The organism is Bradyrhizobium sp. ISRA442, assembly GCF_038085055.1.
Classification (GTDB): domain Bacteria; phylum Pseudomonadota; class Alphaproteobacteria; order Rhizobiales; family Xanthobacteraceae; genus Bradyrhizobium.
The window spans coordinates 24,480-47,032 of record NZ_JALGCN010000036.1 but is presented as its reverse complement, the minus strand read 5'-3'; the positions used below and the strand labels follow the sequence as shown (position 1 = coordinate 47,032).

The window sequence follows — 22,553 nt, the reverse complement described above, 5'->3', positions numbered from 1 at the left end:
AAACAGGCCTTCATACAGGGAGGGCACGCACGACGCGTATGCGCCTTCAGAATGGGGCCAGCTTCACCGCAAACCGTTTAATATTGGTTGAGTAAGTGCAAAGGAACGGAACCAACAAATAGATAAGGCGCTCCGGACAAACCGAAGCGCCTCGTAAAGATTCGATTAACCGCCTGCGGACGACGCCGCGCTTACGAAGCTGTAACGATGATGGCTTCGCCTTCCGGCGCGAGCGTCACGGTCAGACCGCAGGCCTGCGCCAGCAGCCGCGTATAATAGGGCTGGATCGCGTGCGCATCCGCGGCCGGGCCACGCTCGCCGCTGAGAAGCTCGGCGATGTTCTGCGGCAGTCGCGCATTGTGACCGGTCGACGTGACGCGAAAGCTCATGGTCTCGCCCTCGCCGATCGGATCGACCGTCAGCGTGCCGCCCCGCGGGATGGTGTGCTGCGCGATCACGAGCATATTGAGCAGCAGCTTGACGCGATTCTTCGGCAACAGCAGCCGCGGCAGATTCCAGGTGATCGTGCACTTGCCGTCCTCGATGTGGCCGCGCGCCATGGTCTGCGCGTCGCCCAGATCGATCTGTGCGCCCGACGAGCCGGCGGCACCGAAGGCGAGGCGGCAGAACTGCAGGCGGGCGGACGCCGTCTTGGCGCTCTTGCGGATCAGTTCGAGCGCGAAGTCGCGGTCCTCGGGCTTGGGATCATCGTCGAGCACCTCGAGCCCGTTGACGATGGCGCCGACAGGGCTGATGAGATCGTGGCAGACACGCGAGCACAGCAGTGCCGCGAGTTCGAGCATATCGGGAGCAGTAGCGGTACCGGGTGACGAGGTGCCAGACATTAAAGGGGTCCTGGAGGGTTCCTGGAATTGCACGGCGCGGACGCGGCGAATCACGCATGCTTGACGGATGGGACGGGTTCTAACATTCGCAAGCCCGTCGCAGCTAGCTTGCGATAGGTTCGAAGCGGCCGTAATGCAGCGGCCGAATCAACCGACGAGAGGGCGAAACTTGCCGATGAATGAGGCATGCAGGTGAAGCGCATCATCGACGCCGAGGCTGCGACCGGCCTGATGGAGCCGCTCACGGCGCTGGTGGTGAAGGCGGGCGAAGCCATCCTCGCGGTCAACCGCGCAGCCATGCGCATCGACGGCAAGCAGGACGGCTCGCCGGTGACCGAGGCAGATCTCGCCGCCGACCGGATCATCGCGGATGGCCTCGCCCAACTCGCCGGCGAGGTGCCGACGCTCTCGGAAGAGCGGACGCAGCTCGCCTCTCCGCCCTTCCGTGACAGCTTCTTCCTGATCGATCCGCTCGACGGAACCAAGGAGTTCGTCGCCGGCCGTGACGAGTTCACCGTCAACCTCGCGCTCGTCACGCGCGGCGTGCCGGTGCTCGGCATCGTCAGCGCGCCTGCGCTCGGGCTGCTCTGGCGCGGCATCGTCGGGCGTGGCGCCGAGCGCGTGACATTTGACGGCGCGGTCATCGGCGCCGCCGAGCCGATCCATACCCGCAAGCTGCCGAACCAGGGCGAGCCCTGGGTCGCGGCGGTGAGCCGCTCGCATGGGGACAAGAAGAGCGAGGCATTCATTGATGCCCGGCCCAATGCCGTGAGACGGACGGTCGGCTCGGCCGTGAAGTTCGGCCGGATCGCGGAAGGCACCGCCGACATCTATCCGCGCTTCGGGCCCACATCGGAATGGGACGTCGGAGCCGGCTGCGCAGTCGTGACTGCGGCCGGCGGCAGGGTCACAGACGGCAAGGGCGGCGAGCTCCGATTCGGCGAGCGTCGCGACACTGGCTTCATCATCCCGGAGTTCATCGCCTGGGGTGATCCGCAGGCGGTACGGCCCTACTGACTGAGCTGGTCCTGGAGCGCCGGCCAGCGCTTGCTCACCTCGTAGAGAAAGCGCTCCGGATCGACCGCGAAGGCATCGCGATTGTCCTCGCGGCTGAACAAATAAAGCCGCTGCGCCGCGATCACGAAGAAGCGCGGATTGCCGGCGACGGTCACGCCCCGGGCGATATCGGCTGGATCATAGCCGCCGAACTGCGGTCCGTAGATTTCGGGATGAGCCAGGAAGGAGGCCCGGTTGCCCTCGTTGCGGAAGCGCCAGACCACGCCCCAGATGTTCGCTTCGAACTCTGCTGTGCCTTGGACCGGTTGGCCATCGACGAAATAGGCCACGGGGTCGAAGCCGTCGATCGCCACCCCGCTGAAGCGGTTGACGACGATCCGTTCGGTGGTGGCGGCCTGTGCCGGCAACCCGGAGCAGTCGATCCATATGCCCGCCAGCAGGCAGACGACGAGGCCGATAAAGGCAATTCCGGGGCGCAAAGGGCTAGCTTCCTGCCGTTGTGCCGTCATAGTTGCTGCGGATAACATCCGAGTCGAGGGGACATTCGGCGCAACCTAGGGCCATGCCTGTTGGCGTCAGGTTAAGGGAAGTGACCGGATTCGGTACCAGGGGTTTTTTATGACTTTCGCATCACGCCTTGCCGCAGTCGCGCTTGCCGCGCTGGTCGGTTGGATCGTGCCGGCCGCCGCCCAACAGGGGCCGCCGCCGAACCTGCCGCCGCCGCAGCGGACCCCCTCGCCCAACACCTATGGGCCGGACGAGCTGGTGGGCGCCGGCCACCGCTTCTTCGGCAACGTCTCGCGCGGGCTTGCCTCGATCATCGAGAAGGCTGTCAGCCAGTGGGGCCTGCCGAACGGCTATATCCTGGGCGAGGAAGGCTCCGGCGCCTTCGTCGCCGGCCTGCGCTACGGCGAAGGCACGCTCTACACCAAGAACGCGGGTGATCTGCGCGTCTACTGGCAGGGCCCCTCGCTCGGCTTCGACTGGGGCGGCGACGGCGCCCGCACCATGACGCTGGTCTATAACCTGCCCGCCACCAACGCGATTTACCAGCGCTTCGGCGGCATCGACGGCTCGGCCTACATCATCGGTGGCTTCGGTATGACGGCGCTCACAGCCAACAACATCGTGCTGGTGCCGATCCGCTCCGGCCTCGGCCTGCGGCTCGGAGCCAATATCGGCTATCTCAAATACACCCCGCGCGCGACCTGGAACCCGTTCTGAGGGTCCCCTCCTCCCCGTCCCCTACAGATCAACGTTAACGACAGGGCGGGGCTGGCTTTTTGCCGGCCCCCCATGGCATTGTCGTTGGTAAATTTTTCCTTGATTTGCGGAGTCCTGCCCCATGGTCGAACCGATCATGTATCTGGCGATCGGTTTCCTGCTCTCGATGCTGTGCGGGCTCGCGTTCGTGCCGCTGGTGCACAACCGGGCGGTCCGCCTGACCACGCGCCGGCTCGAGGCCGCAACGCCGCTGTCGATGGCGGAGATCCAGGCCGACAAGGATCAGCTCCGCGCCGAATTCGCCATGTCGGCGCGGCGGCTCGAGATGAGCGTCGAGCAGCTCAAGAACAAGACCACGAGCCAGCTCGCCGAGCTCGGCAAGAAGAGCGATGCCATCAACCGCATGAAGATCGAGCTCGGCGAGAAGAACGCCACGATCTTCGCGCTGGAGGCGCGCGAGAAGGCGATGAAGGAGCAGCTCCGCGCCACCGAAGAGGAATTCAGCGCCAAGACCGAGGCGCTGCGCGGCGCCGAGCAAGCGCTCACCGACAAGCAGGGCGAGCTCGCCAAGATCAACTCGGAGCTCTCCGACCGCTCGATGATGGCGGAGAGCCGCCAGGTCGAGCTCGTCGCGGTGCGCGCGCAGATCGAGCAATTGAAGAATCGCGTCGGCGATGCCGAGAAGGAGTTCGCCGCGACCCAGGCGCGCCTGAACCAGGAGCGCACGGAATCCGAGACCGCCTCGCGCGAGCTCGGCGATGCGCGCGGCCGCGTCGAGAATCTGAGCCAGCGCGTCACCGATCTCGACCGCCAGCTCATCGTGCAGGTCAAGGAGGCCGAAATGCTCTCGGGCCGCGTCGCCGATCTCGAGGGGCGGCTCGCAACCCAAGGCAAGCTGCTCGCCGAGCGCGACTATGAGAACAACCAGCTCCGCCAAGCCAATGAGGCCGCCGAGCGCACCGTCAAGGAGCTGCGCGTCGAGATCGCCGCGCTCAGCGGCGGCAAGTCGTCGGCCGCATTCGACGCGCTGCGCGCGGAAAAGGCCGCGCTGGAAGAGCAGCTCCGCACCGCGCGCGACGAGCGCGCAAAACTGCAACGCGACATCAACGGGATCCAGCAGCAGGCCGAGAGCTCATGGGCGACCGAGCGCATGGAGAATGCGCTGCTGCGCGAGCGCATCAACGACATCGCGGCCGAAGTCGCCAAGCTGGCGATGCAGCTCGAAGGCCCGAACTCGCCGATCGAGGCGCTGCTCGCCGCCGAAGCAGGCCAGGCGCCGAAGCCCGCCCCGCGTCCGGCCAACGACGCTGCGACGAACGGCGCGGCCAGCCTGCCGGAGGGCGGCGGAACGCTGGCCGAGCGCATCCGCGCGCTCCAGGCCCACGCCTCCCGCGCCCGCCAGCAAGGGGCGTAAAGCGGGCCGAAAGCGCGGTTTCGTTTGCGAATTGCGTGATCTACGGAAGGTTTTCGGGCGCGAGACCACCTGGAAACTTGACACGTTCGGCCCGCACTTCTAAATCGCGGGCTCCACAGAATGTGCCGGCCGGCCGCAAGGTCCGGCCGCCTGCATGATGGTCCCGGGCGCATAGCTCAGCGGGAGAGCGTTCCCTTCACACGGGAGAGGTCCAAGGTTCGATCCCTTGTGCGCCCACCATTTATAGCCAAAATTCAATGACTTAGCAACCCGCCTCCCCTCTAATGTGCCCCAGAAAAGCGGGGGCACAATAGGGGCACATCGATGCTTTGCTACCGCGCGCAAGAACTCCGTGCGGGGATTCATCGAGAGGTCGGCGATAAACTGCACCCTGCGAAGAGCTCTTGGGTGGCCAGTCGTTTTCGAGAAGCCGATCGTCGAAGAGGAGACGGCAGGCTCGTGCCGAGCATGTTTTCGCAAAGAGCATGCGATGGCGCTGTCGGGTTACGAGCAACGGCGACAACGCGCGCAAGGATTACCGTGCGCACCGAACTGGACAACCTGCTGGCCGAGCCCGGAGCCCCCATGCAGCGTTCAGGAAACGGCTGGAGAGAGCTCGCTTGAAAGCCGCAGTGGAAGGAGCGGCTGCGCTCCGAGGCAGGGCCCGAGTTTAGTCGATGAAGGGAGGCGGTTTGGGCCGCGACGGCCGTATGCATTTATGCTGGGCAGCGTCATCAACAGTCGCAATCGGCGACCCCGCGCTAGAACTCAGTGATACTTCTGACCTCTATTGTCAAAGGCGATCTTCGTGCCTTCCAGCACATCAACAACAGCCCTGTTGATTATTCCATCCTCGATAGAGCCTGACTGATACGAGATACGGGCGCCATTCTTTCTGTCGAATGTTGCGTGTATAATCTGCTCGGCATCGCACACGACCGCCAAATTCGGATTATGCGTTACCATGATGATCTGTCGTGATTTCTTTGCTTCGTTGAGAACCGGAACGAGCAAGCTCACAACCGTCTCGTTGTCCAGATTCTCTTCCGGCTGATCGAGGACGATGGGATTTCGTCCCTTGTCGACCAACAGATAAAAGATCAATAGAAGAGCGCCGCGCTGCCCGGGCGACAGCCGTTCGATGTGCGTGTCTTGAAACAGCAGCGTATACTTCGGTTCCAGATACTGAAGTCCGAATACATAATTGTAGACCTCCGACGGCGCCTTCTCCTTCCTCATTAGCGCCCTGATCCCTGGGACATTGGGCGCCGCCTTATCGGCGCTCTCGGTCAGCAGGGAAGTGACGTCTTCGGCAAAACCGACCGCATCGGCAGCATTTTCAAAGGCATATTTCTCAAATCTGCTACGGATTGCGGCGAAGCTCTCGTCTTCGCCCCGCAGCTCTCCAACGTTTTGCTTGATGGCTCCAAAAAGATTCGTCGCGATGGCGTCAGGCGAGCCGATTAGCTTGGCCTGAAACTGAAGCTTGTAGTCGTCCCGGATCAGCGAATTATTCTGAATCAACTGCTGCAATGGCGCGAACAGCGCCTCCCGCGCTGTGCGCTGTTCTTCGAGTACTGCAAAGATCTGGCTGGTAATCTCCCGGCGCGCCGCCCGCCTTTGTGCCAGTAGCGTCGGAAGTTCATTTAACTGAGCGAGCCGTCGTTGCAACCCCTTAAGGCTTTCCGGCTCCGTTTCGGATCCTTCAATTGCCTCCAGGGCCACTTGCCAACCCTTCAAGGCTTCCGTGTAGGCTTGGTACTTTTGCTGCGGATCGTTCAATTTCTGAGAGAGTTGCTTCTGCTCTGTGACCAGAGCCGCTTCCGTCTTAGCGGCACTTTCGACCCTTTCCGCCATCTCTGCGTCGCTCGCGAGCATCGTTTGCTCAAGCTGAATCAGGACGTGGCGGTTGACTGTCAAGGTAATCATCCTCTCCGCTGTAAGCTCGACCGCGGCGAGGTCATCCGCGATCTCTGATACGAAGGTCGCGAATTGCTTCTCAAACAGACTAATACGCTCGCCAATGTTGCGGAGCGATCTCTGCTTCCTGCCGATCAGCCGCCTGTCGTCGGCAACCTTCCTGGCCTCAGTCTTGAGCTGCTCCAGCGCCGCGCCGATCTCCGCGAGTCTGGCACTTGCCGCTTGCTGATCGGCAGTAAGAGCCGCCGTCGGCTGTTCGACCTCCGCGGGTCTAACTGTCGCGTGTTCCTCGATCTGCTTCGCCTTGAGCTTGACCTGCTCCTCGATATTTTTCTGGACGTTGGGATGGAGTTGATCCTCGGTTTCAACGATCTGCTCGTTGAGCGCCCGCAACGATTTGCGAAGCTCGTTCGTTTGAGCCCGGAAGACATTCTCCTGTTTGTCAATGAGCTGATCGAAACTGAGGGCCTCAAGACGGACGCTGTTCGGAACGTGCGAAAAAATCACCTCGCGCAGCTCTTTCTCGAACTCGTCCGTCTTGCCGGACACGTGATCATTGCAAAGGGCTTCGAATCGTCCTTGAGGTATGTACCGAACAAGTTCGACCCGCTCGGGCGATGGATCATCAGCAAGGCACATGACGCATGGATCGCCAGCTAGCCAGCACAGCCTGCCGACGAACTGGCGCGCCGGTTCACCCGCCTTCCCGCGAAATCGGTCCCGTTTGAGAAAAGAGAAGTGGACATTCTGATGCGAGTTTCCTAGCAACGCCACGATGTCCGCAAGGGCGCTCTTGCCGCTTCCTTTGTTACCAATGATCGCGATGAGGTCTGGGTTCAGAAGGATCTCGGTTCCGTCGAGCCAAGTGTCGGGAAGCGCGCTGTCAGGGTTCTTGTAGACGCTAATCCGGTCTATGTAGAACGTTTTGTGGCCATTGATCCGCTCGAGCTTCGGCGGCAATTCGCCTAGGAATGAGCGGTTGGCAGGTTCTTTCAGCACCTGTAACAGGCCCTTCCAGGTGGGATCGGCCTTGATCCACGTACGCTTGCCGGACGGAAACTGACCGTATCCGCGCTTATCGTTGGTCCCGTTTCCTCGGAAGCCGTGGGCATCGCTGCCGGAAACCGCGAGTCGAGGAACGCCCCTCAATGCCGCCTGGAAATTATCGAGCCATTTTCTGTTTCCCTCTGATTCAACGCCACAAAAGGCGGCCCAATAATCCGTGCTTCTCGTTTCAAAAATGGGAGAAGATTCGAACAGCCCCAGCGCATACGCGTAATGATCCGTCCAATTTATTGAATCAAGTCCGTCGTAGGTGGAGAACGGCATGAAGCCAACTGCCCGACCACTGGGAACCTCGCGTATCGCCTCCTTGTATGAGTCGACCTTCAACTCCGCGATCCTGCATCCTGCGGCGAACGCCTCCTCGTCTTCTGAAACAACCCTGCTCTTGTCAATTCCATGTTTGGCCAGTTTGTCCGCGCCCACATATCGGGCGTACTCTATCAGCGCATCACGAGATAGCGGTTGATTGATGAGTTCAAGCTTGAGCCGCGAGAGAAAATCTCTGAGGTGCTGATCGCTGATTTCATCGGAGAAGAGGACGTGGGCATTAAGTCGGCCCTGCATCGGCGCTGCCAAGCGCAGTTCGATACCCGGAAAGACCGTTTTCAGAAGTGCCGGCGCCCCCTGTTCGCTGTGTCGCGCCTTTAGCGCGAACCAGCCATCGAACGTCCAGTAGTCCATGAGCCCGAACGCCACTGGAGCAGCGTCATTTAGGGCCTCGATCATCTCGTCGACGAGACGATCGTTTCGCACCTTGTCCGTACCGAAGCGCTCGCCATCCCAATGAAATGAGGCTGGCGAATGCATATGCAGATCCCACTCGCGCCATTCAGAGCCCCTCGGAAACATCCCTGCAATCCTTCCAGCTAGTATTTTTTTTGAACGAAACCCGATTAGTTTTAGTTCAGATGCGGCGATCACACCTAAATAACGTCGATGCTCTCAATCCGGAGCGCCGACGGCCGGGTCGTCTGCGCGAACAGAGTTGGTCAAGCTTGCCGGATTCACATGCTTCCGATCGGCCCACTCGACGAGATTCTTGGGACGGTACGACGCATCTGCCCGCCAGCGATCGAATACCGACTTGTCGATCGTCTCGTTCACATTCACGTGGGCGCCGTCGTCTCGGACGTCCGGCTCCTGGCCGATCGTCCGATAGAATGGCTTGGTGATCCTCGAGTACAGACCGTCGGCAAACTCTTTGTAGGAATCCGCAAGCGGCGCCGACAGTCCGTCACCGTCCAGATCCACCTCGCTTCGGAATGCGAGTCCTTGTGACTCGGCCTTCTTCATGATCCAGCGCAACGGCGCCTGAGGCAATAGGTCGGTCGCGTATCCGCCTCCAACGTTGGCGTGCGCGCCGACGAACCAGCGTTGCTCGACGCCGGAGATGGGCCTTGGCGCCGCGATGACGGCCTTGGGATCCTTCGGATGGCGGACGTCCCAGAGCGTGGGCGCGAAGTCGCCGCGATGTTCATCGATGGCGAGCGCATGATATCCGTTGAGGATGTGGATCCGAAGCCCTGTTTCGAGGAAATCGAAGGTCGACCTGCTAATCCCCTCGATGCTGAACGCCTTGAGGCCGAGCGACCCGACGGTGTCCCAGACTCCGACCATCTTCACGTCAGCCCGTCGCGAGTACTTTAGCAACCAGCGCTCTTCGGTCGTGATATTCTGAAGGTCCCCCCAGCTCTGCAGCTCGGCTAGCCGCCAGATCGTCTCCTCGTTCCCGCGCTTATAACGGTCATATAATTGAGTGATGCCGATGGGCGAGCCCGGCTTCAAAATTCCGAGCTTTGCGGTCAGGCCTGCGAGGCTTCGCGCAGTGTAAGCTCCGCGACTGAACCCAAAGATGAATATTTCATCCCCGTCATTGTAGTTCTCGACGAGCCACTCGTAGGCAAGCCGGATGTTCTCATCGAGACCCTTACCAAAGACGCCGCCAAGAAAGCCATTCACTCCAACCTCATAATAGATCAGTTGCGGCATTCCGGCAGCATCTTTGGGAGCGCACAAAGCTCTCATGCGCCACACGTTGGTGTTGCTGTTCACCGCGTTCCAGGTGCCGTCGAGGAAGATCGCGAGCCTCTTTCTCTGGTTGGAGGGGCCGGAGAACGCCTCCTGGTTTCCGCCACTGGTCTGTGGCTGGCCGACGATCGCGCTGACAGCAACGATCATACCGATAAGGATCGAATAGCCGACAACCCTCTCTACAATTTTCGCGAAACGCTTCATTTGCCCCCTCCCAAACAGCCCAATGTTTATGGCAACCGACTTAGCCCGCACGGGCCTATTGGATGCGACAACGCAAGCAATGCAGCAGCCGTCGTAGCCCCAAACCGTTTCTGATGGCTGCCGAGCCTCACAGATTGTTCGATTACAATCGGAGGCCGCAGTGAATCAACAACGCTTCGTTCCTATTAGGAATCTGGTGTGCTGTACGTACCGTTTAGAGCAATCAACGCAGTCTTTCGGCGCGATGACGGCATGATTCGCGGCGAAGCGGCCCGAGACAGGTGCCCATCGTAGTTTGTGCAGATTATGAGAGGAGCACAACTCCAGGCAGATGTCGTGACTGTCGTTTGCAGCAATCAAACACTCTCTGCTCGGCGCGCTCAATCTTTCGTGCTGGACGCCCTCACACCTGCTGTCTTTTTTTCGGCCGCCGCAAACGCGCCTGCAAGCCACGTCTTAATAGGGATACATCCAGTAGGTCGTATCGGTCTCGTCGGGCATCGAGCGTAGAGTGGGGGTCCGCTGCAGCGGTTTAAGATGCGCCGAAGAAGAGATGATCCTGCCGATGTCATCGAGAACCGCGCGGCTCGTTGAGTATGTACTGTGGTTTAGAGCAAACATTTCACTCCCTACCGCAGAAACATCAATCGTTTCGATGCCAGGCACCAGGGTTGGCCCACTCTGAGTCACGAATCCCATTCGCGATTTGGATTGCGCTTTCTTCATGGAAGCTAGCAGGGCTAGATCCGTCGAGGACGCATAGAGAGTTACCGCCCCCGCTGCTGCTTTAATCTGATTTGCACGTTGCAGATAAACATCACGGTCCACGTCCGGGGCAGCAAAAATCAGCTCGGTAATTCCAAGCGTCGTCTGGCTCAAGGCAGCTTGCTGCAAAGCGCCAAGGACGACTTCGCTGCCGAGGCTATGTGCAATGACGATGATTCTGGAGACCTTGCCCTCCTTTTTGATCAGCTGGAGAAGGTCGAACAGGCCATCCGGCGCGAACAGAGCACTCTCGCGGTCGTAGTCGTAGTCCTTCCATCCGCCCTTGGACGGCCAGGAATACATCATGACGCGTCCCTTGTAGTTCGCGTCAAAGGCGATTTGGGCTGCCTTGAAAGCCGCGTCGTTGAACGCAACGTTATAGCCGTGCACAAAGAGCATCAGGCTGTCTGCCGGATTTGCAATAGCGGCCGCAAACTCCTCGCGTGAGAGCCGATTCAGCTTCTGAATTCGAAAGTGTTTTCCGTCCTGCTCCGCCTCTTTCGTTCCCCACCAACTGGTCCCGGGGATTTCCACTTCGCCCATCTTGTGAACGATGGGAATGCTGACCGTCACATAGCCAAAGGTGTTGGAAGCGGCCCGGCCATACGAGATCTGGCTCAATTCCAGACCTGGTCCGCCCGTCACAACGCGATTGGTAGCAAAGTAGACCGGCACCAAGCCCTTAATTGCAGACTTGTTGGCCACCACCTCGGCTCCGGTGGTGCTCTTGTTGGGAGGCGCCTCCTCGCTCGCCTCACCGGTCGTCGGTCGCCAAGGCCGGTCTACATGGTAGCGCCGGACATGGTGGTAGTACCCTGGCCCATAGCGGTAGCCGTATCTTGTCAGTGCATTCCCATGTTTCTTGGGAGCCTTCTGGACATGCGGCTTGAGCGGCTGTGAGGCCGGCCCCTGATGGGCGCAACCGGTCGCGTGCGCACAGAACAAAACAATGAGCACTGTCTGGAAACGCCGGCAAACCTCTCCGATCCGTTGCAGACGGTTCGAGGCCCGAAGTTGCGATGCAAGAATGACCATCTATCGACACCTACTTCGCAAGGACCTGAGACACGTTGACCGTAGCCCCCAGCCATCCGCGGTACCTGTCCACAGCGGGCCCGCTGGTGAGCTTATAGGTGAAGCGCGCCTGCGCTCCACCGTCCTTAATCGCGCAAGCGATGTTGCTTGCGCGATTTGCCGTCTCGACATGCCATTTGCATCCTGTGATGCGGTAGCCAGGCTCAGCCGGGAAGGTCTCGGTATAGTCCGCCGAATGCTCGGCAAACACGACCGGGTGATCGTCTTTGGTCTTGTCCACCGTATAGGAGCGATCGATCTGCTTTGGCTCGACGAGCTGCGATACTGGCACGTTCACAATGAGGCGGCGGTCTTCGGGCACGAGAGTGTGGATTGCGCCAGCTAGAATCTCGGGGATCTTCACGCCAGCGTTGGCCTGCGTCTGCACATGCGTGGAGTTCAGCTTGCTCCAGTTCTCAAACGAGATCGTTGTGTCGACCCATTTCGTCCAGCAAACGGACGGCTGGGGAATGGCGGCGATCATGTTGTAGAGTGGGCTTGCGGTAATCACGGTCGCGGGGATAATGAAGTTGACGCCCGAAACCTGTGCCTCATTCCACTTGACGATACCGCCGACCGCGATCCCAAGCAGTGCGCCGAACTCATTGAAAGCCGGCCCGCCGCTGTTGCCGACGTTCATCACCGTATCGGTCTGCCAGCGGCCATTGGGGCTGGTTTGGTTGCTGATTAGGCCACTCGATATGCTGAGATCCAGATCGAGAGGATAGCCGAGCAGATACAGCTGGGTGCCCATCGGGGCTTGCCGATTGTCGTCGATCACCGGCATCGGACACCGTGAGGCTCCCCCGCTGCTTCCCGCGGGTTGCGCCAGTTCGAGGAGTGCGAGGTCTCGGGCATCGTCGCGATGCACGGCAGTGACCTTGATCGGGTTCGCATTGCGCGATCCCAGCCGGGCATCAACCTCGAGGGTCTTGTAGTTCTCCTCGCGTCCGACGACATGGCTGTTGGTCAGCACGAGGCTATCGCCGATCAGTAGCCCGGAGCCGCCGCCAACTTCCTGCTTGCCGTTGAACATCACGCCAACGAACTGGACGTGAACCGTCCTGACGTTGTACCGCGCGGCAATCTGCACCGCCGCACGATCCGCTCGCGCCGGCGCGCACATCAATGTAAGGACGCCAAATGTCAGGACGGATAGAACGTCCTGACAGCGGCGATATCGAGTGGGCTTAATTGTCCGTTTCCGTTCCATGCTGAATTACAATAGTTCATTATTGAATTGGGATCGTATTTGGTGACTTTGTAATCGCCGACTGAGCCTGACGCTTTTTCGTTGCGACATTGCTCCGGAGCATCATCACGATTCTGCTCATGCGTGAAGCCGAGCGCGTGTCCGAATTCATGGACCGCGACTGCGCGAATGCAAAATTCGCGTTTGTCTCGACAGCCTTTGCTCCAATGATTGAAACTGAAATTGAGAGTCATGCCCGAGGACTTGCCGTCCAGGTATTTTCCGACCACGTCCGTGTGGGCACCCTCGTCGGCTATGCGCACATGAACGCCAGGCGCGCCGTCGGTACAGGCGGGCCACGTCTTTGAGAACCGGACGCCCCCTTGCGCCGCCGTCTCCCAAGTCTCAGCAACGGCTTTCCGGACGAGGTCGGCATATTTGCTGTCCTGCGCTTTGAGATTTTCCCAGCAGACTGGAATTTCCTTGATGTCCCACTTCGAGCCGCGGATGACCGTGCCGTATAATTCCATTTCGGACACGCCGGAAGGAAGCGCAGGCTGAGCATTCGCGCCCCAAGACAGAGAGAGCGCGAGCAGCAGTACGAGTCTGGGCAACCAGAGGCGAAACATGCTTCCTACTGCGTCGGAGTTGGGCTCGGCGGGAAGACCGGCACCGGCGCCACAATGAAACCATTGGTCCGAGGTCCGCCCCCGCTACGGCGACCGCCAGGTCCCACTCCTCCCGGGAATTCCTGCGATTTCTCTCCGCCTGGCGAGGGCGCTGTATAAATGGGGTTCTCCTTTGACCCGAGCGGCGGCGTTTTTGCCGCATAGCCAGCCGAGCCGGACTTGGCTCCATTGGCAAGGACCGCATTCGGACCATTGATGTAAATCCCGAGATTGCTGAACTGCTGCGCGGAGGCAGAAGCCTGGACTGCAGCGGGGGTCCAACGCACCGAAGTGAGGGAGTACTTTGCCTCGACGCCGCCGGTCACCTGAACCGAGAAAGTGTACGTCATCTGCGCTGGCTCCGCGCTCTCCGAAGGCATGGCGGGCGTCAGATTGTTGGCGGAGATGAGAACAGCGTTGTCCCGCAACCACGTTGCAAATGGCTTCGAAGCATCGACAATGATGCGCTTGTAGGCGACGCGCTCCGGAAATTTGTTCTCGGCGAGAGCCTCGAGCTCGGCCAGATCAGTGGGCGTTCCACGATAGCAGCCACGTTCATACGTTGCCGAACCGGCTGCAGCGGGAGTTGTATCGGACGCAAGCTGGGCATTCTGCTTCATGAGGAATGACCAGATCAGGTCATAAGTGTCCTGGGCCGAAGCGGTGGGGCCTGCATGAGTGACGTCATTGCCCGTCGCGTTCAGAATCCGCTTGTAGTCGAATGCTGTGCCGGATCCGAGTCCGGCCGTATCGGTCACCTTCAACTCCAGGAAGAAGGTGCCATACAGGAACGGGTCGATGTCAAAATGAGCGTACTTGTCGAACGCTTCTTCCGGCCGGGTTTTGTAGATTTTCAGGTATTCCTTCCGCCTCTCGCGCTCGATTTGGTAGAAGGTCACGACCTCACACCTGATCGACTTGAGGAAATACGGCAGCTCACCGGCCGTGATCACGCCCGTCTGCGGATCATGAATGTAGTACAGGCTCGTGCAGCCGCCCATGGCAAGGCAAATGCCAACGCAAGCCGCGGCGCGGCTTAATTTCCACATCTGATCGTCCCCCGTCCACGTCACTGACCGCGCGCGGATCTCCCGCCCAAATTGAAAAACAGTCGCATCGGTTCGTCAATAGCATCGTGACCACACTGCAGCTTTTCGTTGTCCCTGGTGCTGTTGGCGCAGATTTTCCGCGCGCCGCGGGCGCGTCGTTGAAAGCAGGGCTGAATCACCAGACAAGATCGAGACCAAGAGGTGTGAGCAACGCGTCGAGCCGATTGCAAACAAGCCAGCGCGCGCCTATCGAAGAAACATATTTGCTTGCGTGATTTGGACGAAGATTTTGCCCGGGCCCGTCGACAACCGAACCGAGAGAGCGGACTTTGCTGCCTGGAAAGAGGCAGCCCAAGAGCTTGCTCACGGGCACGAGGCGATTACGAATGCCAGTCGGGACGAGCTCAGGAAAGCTCTGGTTGATCTTGACGCGCTGTTTCGCAGTGCTCCCGGCAGCGTCCACAAGGCCTACCGAAATCTGACCGAAAGGCGGATCGAGAAGGTGCGGGAAACCTTCACCGACGCGATAGGAGACGGCCATCTCTCGTGGTCGCTATCCGATGAAGCGCCCGAATTGGCGGCGTTGGCGATGGGCGGCCTCATACGGGAAATCGACCGGGTGCTTGCCGAGCGACGCTCTCACTGGCCGATCGCGCCAAGTGAGTGGCACCTCGAGCAGCTCGGATGCTGGTTCATTCCGCGGCAGGGCGTCAGCGCATTGCGCCCTGCCCGACGGGGGCAAGCCTATTCAAAGCGAGGCACGCTCTTTCACCGGATATTGCCTACACTGATACAGGGCTACCCCATCCACGTGGTCGATACCCGGACGTTGCATAGTGCAGCGAAGGATGCGAGCAAGTGGAAGATGGGAGCTTGCCTGTTCAAGGAGCTGAAGCTCAATCCCGAGTTCATTTCGCTAGACGACGATAAGCGTTTCATAGTCGCCAGCCTGGAGGCGCCTTCTGCAGGAGAGGCGATTGCGGTGCAGATCGGCCAGGCGCTGCGAGAAAATTGCATCGCGGTCGTCTGGCCTGAGCTGACCGTTCCCCCGGATTTGCGGGAGAGGATCATCAAACTTATCCGCGAGCGTGACGTCGCTGATGAGCTCGAAGCGCCCGAAATCCTGATTCCAGGGACCTGGCACGAGGCAGGTGACCATGGGACCGTAAACCGCGCTCGGATCTACGACGGATATGGAGAGGAGCGCCTGATCTACGACAAGATCGCCCCTTACGCTGACGATGATTGGGGCGCGGAAAACATCACTGCGGGCGATCGCATATGTGTCCTTGCCACCGAAGGCGCCTTGATCGGCGTCGCCATTTGCCTTGATTTCTGCGACGTATGCGAGACGCCGTTCAACGAGCTCGATGTCGACGTGATGCTGGTGCCCTCGATGGGGAACGACCGCACCATGCAAGGCCACCAGACCACAGCAGCCCAGGTCGAGGCGCGGTTCGGCACGCGAAGCTTTGTGGTGCAACATCCCACTCACACAGCCTTCAATGATCAGAGACTAGGTACAATCTTACCTCTGTTGAAGGAGCCGAACTCGGTTTCAGCTCGAGAACTCGGTCAAAAAACCGTTTGGACTGCCTACAAATGGGGCCCTTGACACCTAGATTCCGGGACTAAAATCAGAGTAAAGCGTTGTAAAACGTTCTTAACGGTTGTGATGTAGGTCTAGCCCATGTCTGACGTAGCATTGGAAAAGGTAGAGACGGGCGAAGCAACGGCGAGCGAGGCCAGGCGCCTCATTTCGGAATTGCTCAAAGAGGGATCCGAAAGAAGTCTGGAGCGGCTCTACGCCACGCTCGGCGCGTGGATTTGGAACGCCCTCGAGAGCCGCCGGCGCGATCCGGAGCTACGAGAATGGTTCGACATCCTGCGACGGACGAGCGCAACGCTCGGGCCGAGGAATGCTGCCTACGCGGAGCGCTTCCGAGCATTCTACGATCTGCTGCAAATGTCGATCAATACCTCCAAGCTCGTGCGTCCGAGCGAGGTCATGCATCGTCAGCACGTGGTCGCAATCCTTCGGCTGCTCCGCGACGCACCGTCGCGTCAGATGGAGAAGGCAGCGATCGCCAAGAAATTAGAACTGAGAGATGCCAATCTGAGCCGTATTCTCCGATTGATGACGAATGCGCGATTTGTGGAACGAACGACACAGGGAAAATTCGCTCATTTCGCTTTAACGCGCGACGGCTTGTTTGAGCTGGAAAACCGCGAAAAGCGTGAAGGCAAGAAGCGCAGCCAATTGCCTGCACTGCTGCGAGATAAATATCCGTCGGCAGGAGCCGCTCACCCTCATCACCTATCGGCGGATGTGGATGCGGTTCTTCGCTCCTTTGACCTGGCGATACAGAGCTCTGCGCACGCGCCGAATACGGCTGGGCTGCTCAATGCGGGCGCTATTGGCGTCCGTCGCGCCATGGAAGACTATCTGCTTCATTTTCATGGACCAGCACCTGCAGCGCCCGGATACATGAAGGTGAGGACAAAGAATTCATACCAGGGCTTTTCCGTAACCGCCGTCCAGACAAAAAAGGCCGAAGCCCACGGCTCCTACACCATCGAGGCGGCAAGCAGTCCCAAACCCGCCTCATTCCCTGTAGGGGCACTGCATCTGTACGATGAGGATGAACATGCCGAATGAGGATCTCAATGCTTTGAAGCCGGATGAGGCGCAAAGCGATCCCGACTCTGTCGTGCTGTATGGAAGCGCCCTCGTCGATCGACTGACATATATCTCAACAACCTTCAGCTCGCTGATCATGAGTGTGGGCAAAGCTGCTCGAGACGATCGCGACGTCCTGGTCCCGCTGGTGGAGGTGAAGTTCGAGGGCCCGAGCGGCCAAGACGACGCCCTATCGAAGACCTTCTTTTCAGAGCTGGTGCCGCTCGAAAACGTAGCTTTCGTTCTTGAGGACATATCGAACGATCTCACGACCATTTGCCGTCACCTTAGTGCGGTGAGTGCTGGACCGGTGAAGCCCGATTTCAAGCGGTTGGGAGAAACAAGAAGGCTTCTGAACGAAGCCAAGGACAACATGCAAAAATGCCTGGCAGATTTGGAAGGGATTGGCTGAGGCCTCGAACGGCCTGCCGTTTTGCAAGGGTCCTCGATTGCGGCGAGAAAAATGGACGAGAGTCTTTCTTTTTCAGCGCAACCATCCCCCGGCTTTACGATGCTGGGATATCCTTCTCGGCTCGATGTGAAACACAGCTCAGTCACCACCTCTCCGGCCGCCCCCTATAGCTATGCTGCTAGGTTAGCCAGCACATCAGCTTTCTCCAGGCTAGCTCTGAGCGCCTCGTCGGACACGTGCGTGTATATTTCCGTGGTTGATATGCTGGAATGTCCAAGCAATTTTTGAACGAAGCGGATATCGACGCCGCGCTCGATCAATAGAGTGGCGGCTGTGTGACGCAACATATGCGGCGTAATCCGACGCCGGCTACTCGACAATTCAGAATAGCGACGAAGAGCGAGGCGAACCGACTGCGGCCCCATCGGCCGCTTAAGTCGATTCACAAAAACATGCGCGCTTTTGGCCGGCTGCTTCGCGCGCGCGTCCAATAGCTGCAGGAGCCCCGACCGAAGCCCCGTGCGGGGATAGTTGCCGCTCAATCGCACAATACCGCAAGTACTCCGCAACCGCTGAGCCGATCAGCATCACAACCACACTCCATCTGCAAACGCGACCAGTCTCTATCGCAGTACAAGCAGGCTTGGGATGGGCTCAGATTCATTAATGGTAAACACCCTCACAATGAGCCGCGGGGAGAGCACATAACTCGGAATTATGCGGTCATCAGACGGACGCTTGATTAGGGAATCTGCTGAGCGACTCTATGGTCAGGGGCAACCCATTTGGCGATGGCTGTCCTGTAGGGCATGATTGGTGGTTATCCCTGGATCAAGGCGAGCGCTTCGGCATGAAGCCGCGGCGTTGCGGTTGCCAAGATGCGCCCTTCCGAGTGAATCGAGAGCGGGCATCCCTCCCAATCGGTGATGCAGCCGCCGGCGCCCTGCACGATCGGAACCAGCGCCATGTAGTCATATGGCTGAAGCCCCGTTTCGAGAACGATGTCGCAGTGTCCCGACGCAAGCAGGCCATAGATGTAGCAATCGCCGCCGAATCGGCGCATCCGCGCAACTCGCGACAGCCGCTCGAATGGCTCCATCTCGCCTTTGCGGAACATGTCAGGCGATGTGGTGTAGAAGCGCGCGTCGGCGACGCTCTCGCATGCGCTGGTCCGAGCCAATCCATCGCCAAACCGCGCCACGCTGGGCTTCGCCATCCACCGCTCGCCCGTAAAGGGGATGTCGATCAGGCCGCAGAACGGCTGCTGCTGATAGGTCAACGCGATCAGCGTGCCGAACAAGGGAAAGCCGCTGATAAAGCTCTTGGTGCCGTCGATCGGGTCGACGATCCAGGTGAATGCTCCGCCGGGCTTGGCTCCGATCTCCTCGCCGATGATGCCATGCTCCGGAAAGCGCGCCTCGATCCCTTCCCTGAGACGCAACTCGACGGCTCGATCGGCGATCGTCACCGGGCTGGCATCGGACTTGGCAACGACATCCAGCGGCGTGCGGAAATAGGACAGCACGATGGGCCTGACCGAATCCGCGAGCTCGGCGGCGAATGACAGATAGACATCGGCATCGTCTGCCGTGACGGCATATTGGGCCATTACAACTCCTTCAGGAACAGCGGCCATCGCGGATCGCGGATGATGGAGCGCGTCCGCATGTGTTTCCAGATGCCGTATTTGTGACGCACCAATATAGGCTCAAGTAATCCGCTTAGCCGGCTCCAAGCTCCTGCGAACGTCCTGCGTCTGCCACCAGGATTTTAAGTGTCGTTTCGCGACAGCGATGGGATCATCGTCGTTGGCAAGGGCGGCTCGATACGCAATGCCACTATCTTTGAACTTGTTAAGAAGTACGTATCCATCCTCGACCTTGTATTGTCCTTCCGGCTATCTCGCCGGTATCGCCCTTCGCGCCCGACGAAGACCGAACGATAACACTAAGGCTGCGATATTCATGCGGCATTTTGGACACCCTAGATATGTGATTTGTCTGCGTTGCCGATCATCAAACGTCGCGCGCGAAGCGCGATACCTGTTCATCAAACGCTACGACATTTCCCCTCCACCTGATCGAGCATGACCGGTAAAGGAGCTTCGTGGGGCTGCCCAGGCACCTTTCGGGCAGTGCCTGACTAACCCCGTCCCCCTGACCAAAAGCTGACGGCCGCGATCAATTCCTCGAATTCGGTAACTTGCGGGGCGCGACGCACCCCGGTCAACTTAGAACAGCTATGCTACAAGCCTCAAACTTGTCAGAGTTTTCCAGTCGCGCAGGCAGTCTTCGTCTTTGTCAAGGTCTTCACCAATCGTGGCGAACGAATCTTGCCGCCATCAGGCCACGTCAGCAACTGCGGGTTCAAGGCTGAAGGGCTGACCGTCAAACACAAAGGCAACTTCGTCATCGTCGATTCGCTTTGACGATCTCGGCCTTGGAGGTTGATCGCTGTACCGGCTTTTGTGCCGACGTCGAACTCTAGTCGCAGCATCGCGGTAAGCTGCGGCGCCCGATAGCCGAGGTTTCAAGCAAGAACAGCCAATGACAAGCCACTTCCGTTCAGCCGCCCTTAAGTCGAGGTATGAGGATAACCCTGGCGCCGAACGGATTGTAGGCTGTCCCTTCCCTCATGCCTGCAGCCGACTGTGCCATGTACGGATGACCATGGATCTAATTATCTGCCGTGGGCTGGTACGGCCTCGGGATGCCATCTACGCTATTGAGCGCGCCGAGCAGGATGTCTGGAGCCGCTTGAGGGACCGTGGTTCCAGCCCAAGCTTACGATGTGGGTGAAATCCTCATTTAATCTCCTAGCTCTCAGACCGAGTGCTGGGCATGCCTACTGCCGCGGCAAATCAAAACGGCCAGCTCCTCCGGGCCAATTTTCCCTCGATCTTTGGTTTTAGACTGCTGGACCCGCCCACATCCCGAGGGCTCTGTCTCGCGAGTTTCTCGGTCCGAATTTTCTCCAACTCGGAGATAAAGTGCGCCGACCATTTCTGGATGGGATACACTCGAAGCTTCGCCATCATCTTCTTCCAGCGGCAGATGCGGTCGGGCTGCGACATTGAAAATGCGATCGAAATCTTGGCCGCTATGTCTTCGATGTTGTTGGAATCGATGAGCAGCGCCGCGTCGAATTCCTTGGCCGCGCCGACAAATTTCGACAAAATCAGTAGGCCGGGATCGCTGCCATCCTGCGCGGCAACATATTCTTTCGCTAAGAGATTCGTCCCGTCACGCAACGATGTTACCAAGGTGACACGTGCGGCGCGGTAGAGGGCGGCGAGCGCTGCCTGACTCTGAGGCTTCGTTCGTGGCGGATCGGCATCCAGCCGTCCGCGCCATGCCGAGCGTTGACGTCCTCGACAAGAGCCGCGACATCGCTCTGATAGTCATCGTAGCTCTTGATGCCGGATCGTGAGGTGGTCGCGATCTGCAAAAGGCGAGATGCTGCGCGGTTCCTCGTTCAGAAGGTGATCGATTGCCCGAACGCGATTGTCGAGACCCTTGGTGTAGTCAAGCCGGTCGACGTCGATGGCAAGTTTCTCGCGATTGAGACCTTGCAATAGCAACAAAGCATCGGCATTCGACAGCATATTGTGCAAATCTATCTGTATCTATGCCGATCGGAAATACTTGCGATCTTGTCACGCGGCATTGCGGGAAATCACCACACCATTTTCATCAGGCGTGAGCTCGAAATCGGCACGGACACAGGCGAGGAAATTCCGTCGATTCTCGTCGGTCTGAAAGCCTATCAAATCATAAGCGAGCATCGCCTCGGCCCCACCCAAATCGCCCCACAGCAGCAAGGACCGCCTCAAGCCCGCCTGTTTTGGGTTGATCGACGTCGCTACCGGCGACCCGGTTCGATACGATGACGAGATTCACAAGTTATCCTTCCCGTCTGACTGCCGTTTTGCCGGCCATCGATCAATTTGCAAAGGTTGGTCGCCGAAGATTTCCGGCCGGACCGCCGATCGGACTCGGTGATTTCGTGTGCACTCGGCTGGGATTAGATGTAGCGAGCCGCCTCGAGGGCGTCCCACGCACACCCTTGCTCAGTCGCAAGACGAATGCGTCTAGTCCGCGTCCACCGCATCAACGGCTTCGCCTAACGAAGCAACTTACCCACGGCCACGAAGTACCGATTCTTCGCAGACAAAAACGGCTTTAATTCTTTGGTGAGCGGCACTCTGGTCCGATATCGGGTCGATCGATCGGCTTTGGGAGCCGATGATTCTGCTGGAGCAAATTGCGCCTGCTTCGAATATCAACCTTCGCCGCGGGAACGACAGTTTGCGCAACGCGGAGCTAAACGGCTGCCTACCAAATTTGGTATGGGACATAAAGACGCGTTTGCATCGTGCGACCGAAAGTCTGTCACGCTAGAGAGATATTGGTGGGGACGAAAAACGTCTTGGCAGGCTTCATGCCCGTTCTTGTAAAGCCCCGCACACTGGGTCTGTTGACCAAATGCGAGCGTCGTCCTCCAGGGGCGAACCTCATAATTTCGGTCTTCGCGATGTTCGACCTCGCCAACCCGCGCGCAGATCGTTTGCAGGGCGAGCAGGAGCTTTGGGTCATGGCCGCGAAGGAGCTTCCGCCCGGCACCCCTCTCGACGTCGGCAAGTCCAAGCCACAAGCCGAGGTGCCCATCGGCGGACACGCGGCGGCACCTGAGGGAGGCCAGACAACCATGTCCACGTAAATCTAGGCATTCGTCGAACGGTGCCGCGCGCCACCGCCAAGGTCGCGCGCGCGCCGCTACACCTATTGAGCCACAATGCCGACATTTCGCCGTAAACACCGGACCATACGTTGATGGCGTCATTCGAAAGCTGGATGGGGCGGCTCCATCTCAATCTGCCTGGCCTGACGCTCCTCCCGCAAGACCTCTTTCCCGAGTTCAAGGCGGCCTCGGTAGTGATCGTCGACATGACTTCATCAGCAACCTAGCCGCGCGCAACCGTTTCCTAGCACCG

21 protein-coding genes and 1 tRNA gene are annotated in these 22,553 nt (G+C 59.2%); 9 read left to right on the top strand and 13 right to left on the bottom strand.

Annotated elements, in window-relative coordinates; genetic code table 11:
* Positions 1-191: 191 nt before the first annotated feature.
* A complete protein-coding gene (gene chpT, locus MTR72_RS38400) occupies positions 192-845 on the bottom strand; it encodes a histidine phosphotransferase ChpT (RefSeq protein WP_063700973.1) in 654 nt (217 codons plus the stop codon).
* Between the two features lie 186 nt (positions 846-1,031).
* Between chpT and MTR72_RS38395 the strand changes: the two genes are divergently transcribed.
* A complete protein-coding gene (locus MTR72_RS38395) occupies positions 1,032-1,862 on the top strand; it encodes a 3'(2'),5'-bisphosphate nucleotidase CysQ family protein (protein ID WP_280969259.1) in 831 nt (276 codons plus the stop codon).
* Here MTR72_RS38395 and MTR72_RS38390 read toward each other — a convergent pair.
* Complete coding sequence (locus MTR72_RS38390) at positions 1,856-2,341, bottom strand: YHS domain-containing (seleno)protein (protein WP_280969258.1); 486 nt, start codon at positions 2,339-2,341, stop codon at positions 1,856-1,858. The genes MTR72_RS38395 and MTR72_RS38390 overlap by 7 nt on opposite strands.
* A 139-nt stretch (positions 2,342-2,480) precedes the next feature.
* Between MTR72_RS38390 and MTR72_RS38385 the strand changes: the two genes are divergently transcribed.
* The 3 genes from MTR72_RS38385 (at position 2,481) to MTR72_RS38375 (ending at position 4,740) form a co-directional block, all read left to right on the top strand.
* Positions 2,481-3,086, top strand: coding sequence for a DUF1134 domain-containing protein (locus MTR72_RS38385; protein ID WP_280969257.1), 606 nt, complete (start codon positions 2,481-2,483; stop codon positions 3,084-3,086).
* A gap of 121 nt (positions 3,087-3,207) precedes the next feature.
* The gene (locus MTR72_RS38380) at positions 3,208-4,500 is read left to right on the top strand and encodes a hypothetical protein (RefSeq protein WP_280969256.1); all 1,293 of its coding nucleotides are present in this window, start codon (positions 3,208-3,210) and stop codon (positions 4,498-4,500) included.
* Between the two features lie 165 nt (positions 4,501-4,665).
* Positions 4,666-4,740, top strand: a tRNA-Val gene (locus MTR72_RS38375).
* Between the two features lie 528 nt (positions 4,741-5,268).
* On the opposite strand, the gene MTR72_RS38370 is transcribed toward MTR72_RS38375, so the two are convergent.
* From MTR72_RS38370 to MTR72_RS38345, 6 genes are all read right to left on the bottom strand, one after another.
* Positions 5,269-8,334, bottom strand: coding sequence for a TrlF family AAA-like ATPase (locus MTR72_RS38370; protein ID WP_341512201.1), 3,066 nt, complete (start codon positions 8,332-8,334; stop codon positions 5,269-5,271).
* Between the two features lie 93 nt (positions 8,335-8,427).
* Entirely contained in the window at positions 8,428-9,720 is a 1,293-nt protein-coding gene (locus tag MTR72_RS38365; protein ID WP_341512200.1) for a DUF2235 domain-containing protein, read from the bottom strand.
* Positions 9,721-10,176: 456 nt separating this feature from the next.
* On the bottom strand, positions 10,177-11,520 hold the full coding sequence (locus tag MTR72_RS38360; protein ID WP_341512199.1) for an alpha/beta hydrolase: 1,344 nt from the start codon (positions 11,518-11,520) through the stop codon (positions 10,177-10,179).
* 10 nt (positions 11,521-11,530) lie between these two features.
* Positions 11,531-12,652 (bottom strand): S1 family peptidase, encoded by a 1,122-nt coding sequence (locus tag MTR72_RS38355; RefSeq protein WP_341512198.1) that lies wholly within the window; start codon positions 12,650-12,652, stop codon positions 11,531-11,533.
* Positions 12,653-12,705: 53 nt separating this feature from the next.
* A complete protein-coding gene (locus MTR72_RS38350; RefSeq protein WP_341512197.1) occupies positions 12,706-13,380 on the bottom strand; it encodes a M12 family metallopeptidase in 675 nt (224 codons plus the stop codon).
* 5 nt (positions 13,381-13,385) lie between these two features.
* Positions 13,386-14,468, bottom strand: a complete 1,083-nt coding sequence (locus tag MTR72_RS38345; protein ID WP_341512196.1) for a hypothetical protein — start codon at positions 14,466-14,468, stop codon at positions 13,386-13,388.
* A gap of 289 nt (positions 14,469-14,757) precedes the next feature.
* Between MTR72_RS38345 and MTR72_RS38340 the strand changes: the two genes are divergently transcribed.
* The 3 genes from MTR72_RS38340 to MTR72_RS38330 all read left to right on the top strand — a co-directional run bounded on the left by MTR72_RS38340 (position 14,758) and on the right by MTR72_RS38330 (position 17,560).
* The gene (locus MTR72_RS38340) at positions 14,758-16,083 is read left to right on the top strand and encodes a hypothetical protein (protein ID WP_280969249.1); all 1,326 of its coding nucleotides are present in this window, start codon (positions 14,758-14,760) and stop codon (positions 16,081-16,083) included.
* 75 nt (positions 16,084-16,158) lie between these two features.
* Positions 16,159-17,127: a helix-turn-helix domain-containing protein gene (locus MTR72_RS38335; RefSeq protein ID WP_341512195.1), complete on the top strand. Its 969-nt coding sequence runs from the start codon at positions 16,159-16,161 to the stop codon at positions 17,125-17,127.
* Positions 17,117-17,560 carry a hypothetical protein gene (locus tag MTR72_RS38330; protein WP_280969247.1) on the top strand — a complete coding sequence of 148 codons (444 nt, stop codon included), beginning with the start codon at positions 17,117-17,119 and terminating at the stop codon, positions 17,558-17,560. The genes MTR72_RS38335 and MTR72_RS38330 overlap by 11 nt, the downstream gene beginning before the upstream one ends.
* 170 nt (positions 17,561-17,730) lie before the next feature.
* Here the strand turns inward: MTR72_RS38330 and MTR72_RS38325 are convergent, their stop codons facing one another.
* The 5 genes from MTR72_RS38325 to MTR72_RS38305 form a co-directional block, all read right to left on the bottom strand.
* Entirely contained in the window at positions 17,731-18,108 is a 378-nt protein-coding gene (locus tag MTR72_RS38325) for a tyrosine-type recombinase/integrase (RefSeq protein ID WP_445819685.1), read from the bottom strand.
* A 272-nt stretch (positions 18,109-18,380) separates the two neighbouring features.
* Positions 18,381-19,169 (bottom strand): histidinol-phosphatase, encoded by a 789-nt coding sequence (gene hisN / locus MTR72_RS38320; RefSeq protein WP_341512194.1) that lies wholly within the window; start codon positions 19,167-19,169, stop codon positions 18,381-18,383.
* A gap of 1,251 nt (positions 19,170-20,420) precedes the next feature.
* Positions 20,421-20,900 carry a trehalose-6-phosphate synthase gene (locus tag MTR72_RS38315; RefSeq protein WP_341512202.1) on the bottom strand — a complete coding sequence of 160 codons (480 nt, stop codon included), beginning with the start codon at positions 20,898-20,900 and terminating at the stop codon, positions 20,421-20,423.
* Between the two features lie 60 nt (positions 20,901-20,960).
* On the bottom strand, positions 20,961-21,164 hold the full coding sequence (locus tag MTR72_RS38310; protein ID WP_341512193.1) for a hypothetical protein: 204 nt from the start codon (positions 21,162-21,164) through the stop codon (positions 20,961-20,963).
* A 51-nt stretch (positions 21,165-21,215) separates the two neighbouring features.
* A complete protein-coding gene (locus tag MTR72_RS38305; RefSeq protein ID WP_280969241.1) occupies positions 21,216-21,380 on the bottom strand; it encodes a hypothetical protein in 165 nt (54 codons plus the stop codon).
* A gap of 608 nt (positions 21,381-21,988) precedes the next feature.
* On the opposite strand from MTR72_RS38305, the gene MTR72_RS38300 reads away from it, so the two are divergent.
* Positions 21,989-22,279 (top strand): DUF2169 domain-containing protein, encoded by a 291-nt coding sequence (locus tag MTR72_RS38300; RefSeq protein ID WP_341512192.1) that lies wholly within the window; start codon positions 21,989-21,991, stop codon positions 22,277-22,279.
* Positions 22,280-22,392: 113 nt separating this feature from the next.
* Positions 22,393-22,527, top strand: a complete 135-nt coding sequence (locus MTR72_RS38295; RefSeq protein ID WP_280969239.1) for a hypothetical protein — start codon at positions 22,393-22,395, stop codon at positions 22,525-22,527.
* Positions 22,528-22,553 lie beyond the last annotated feature (26 nt).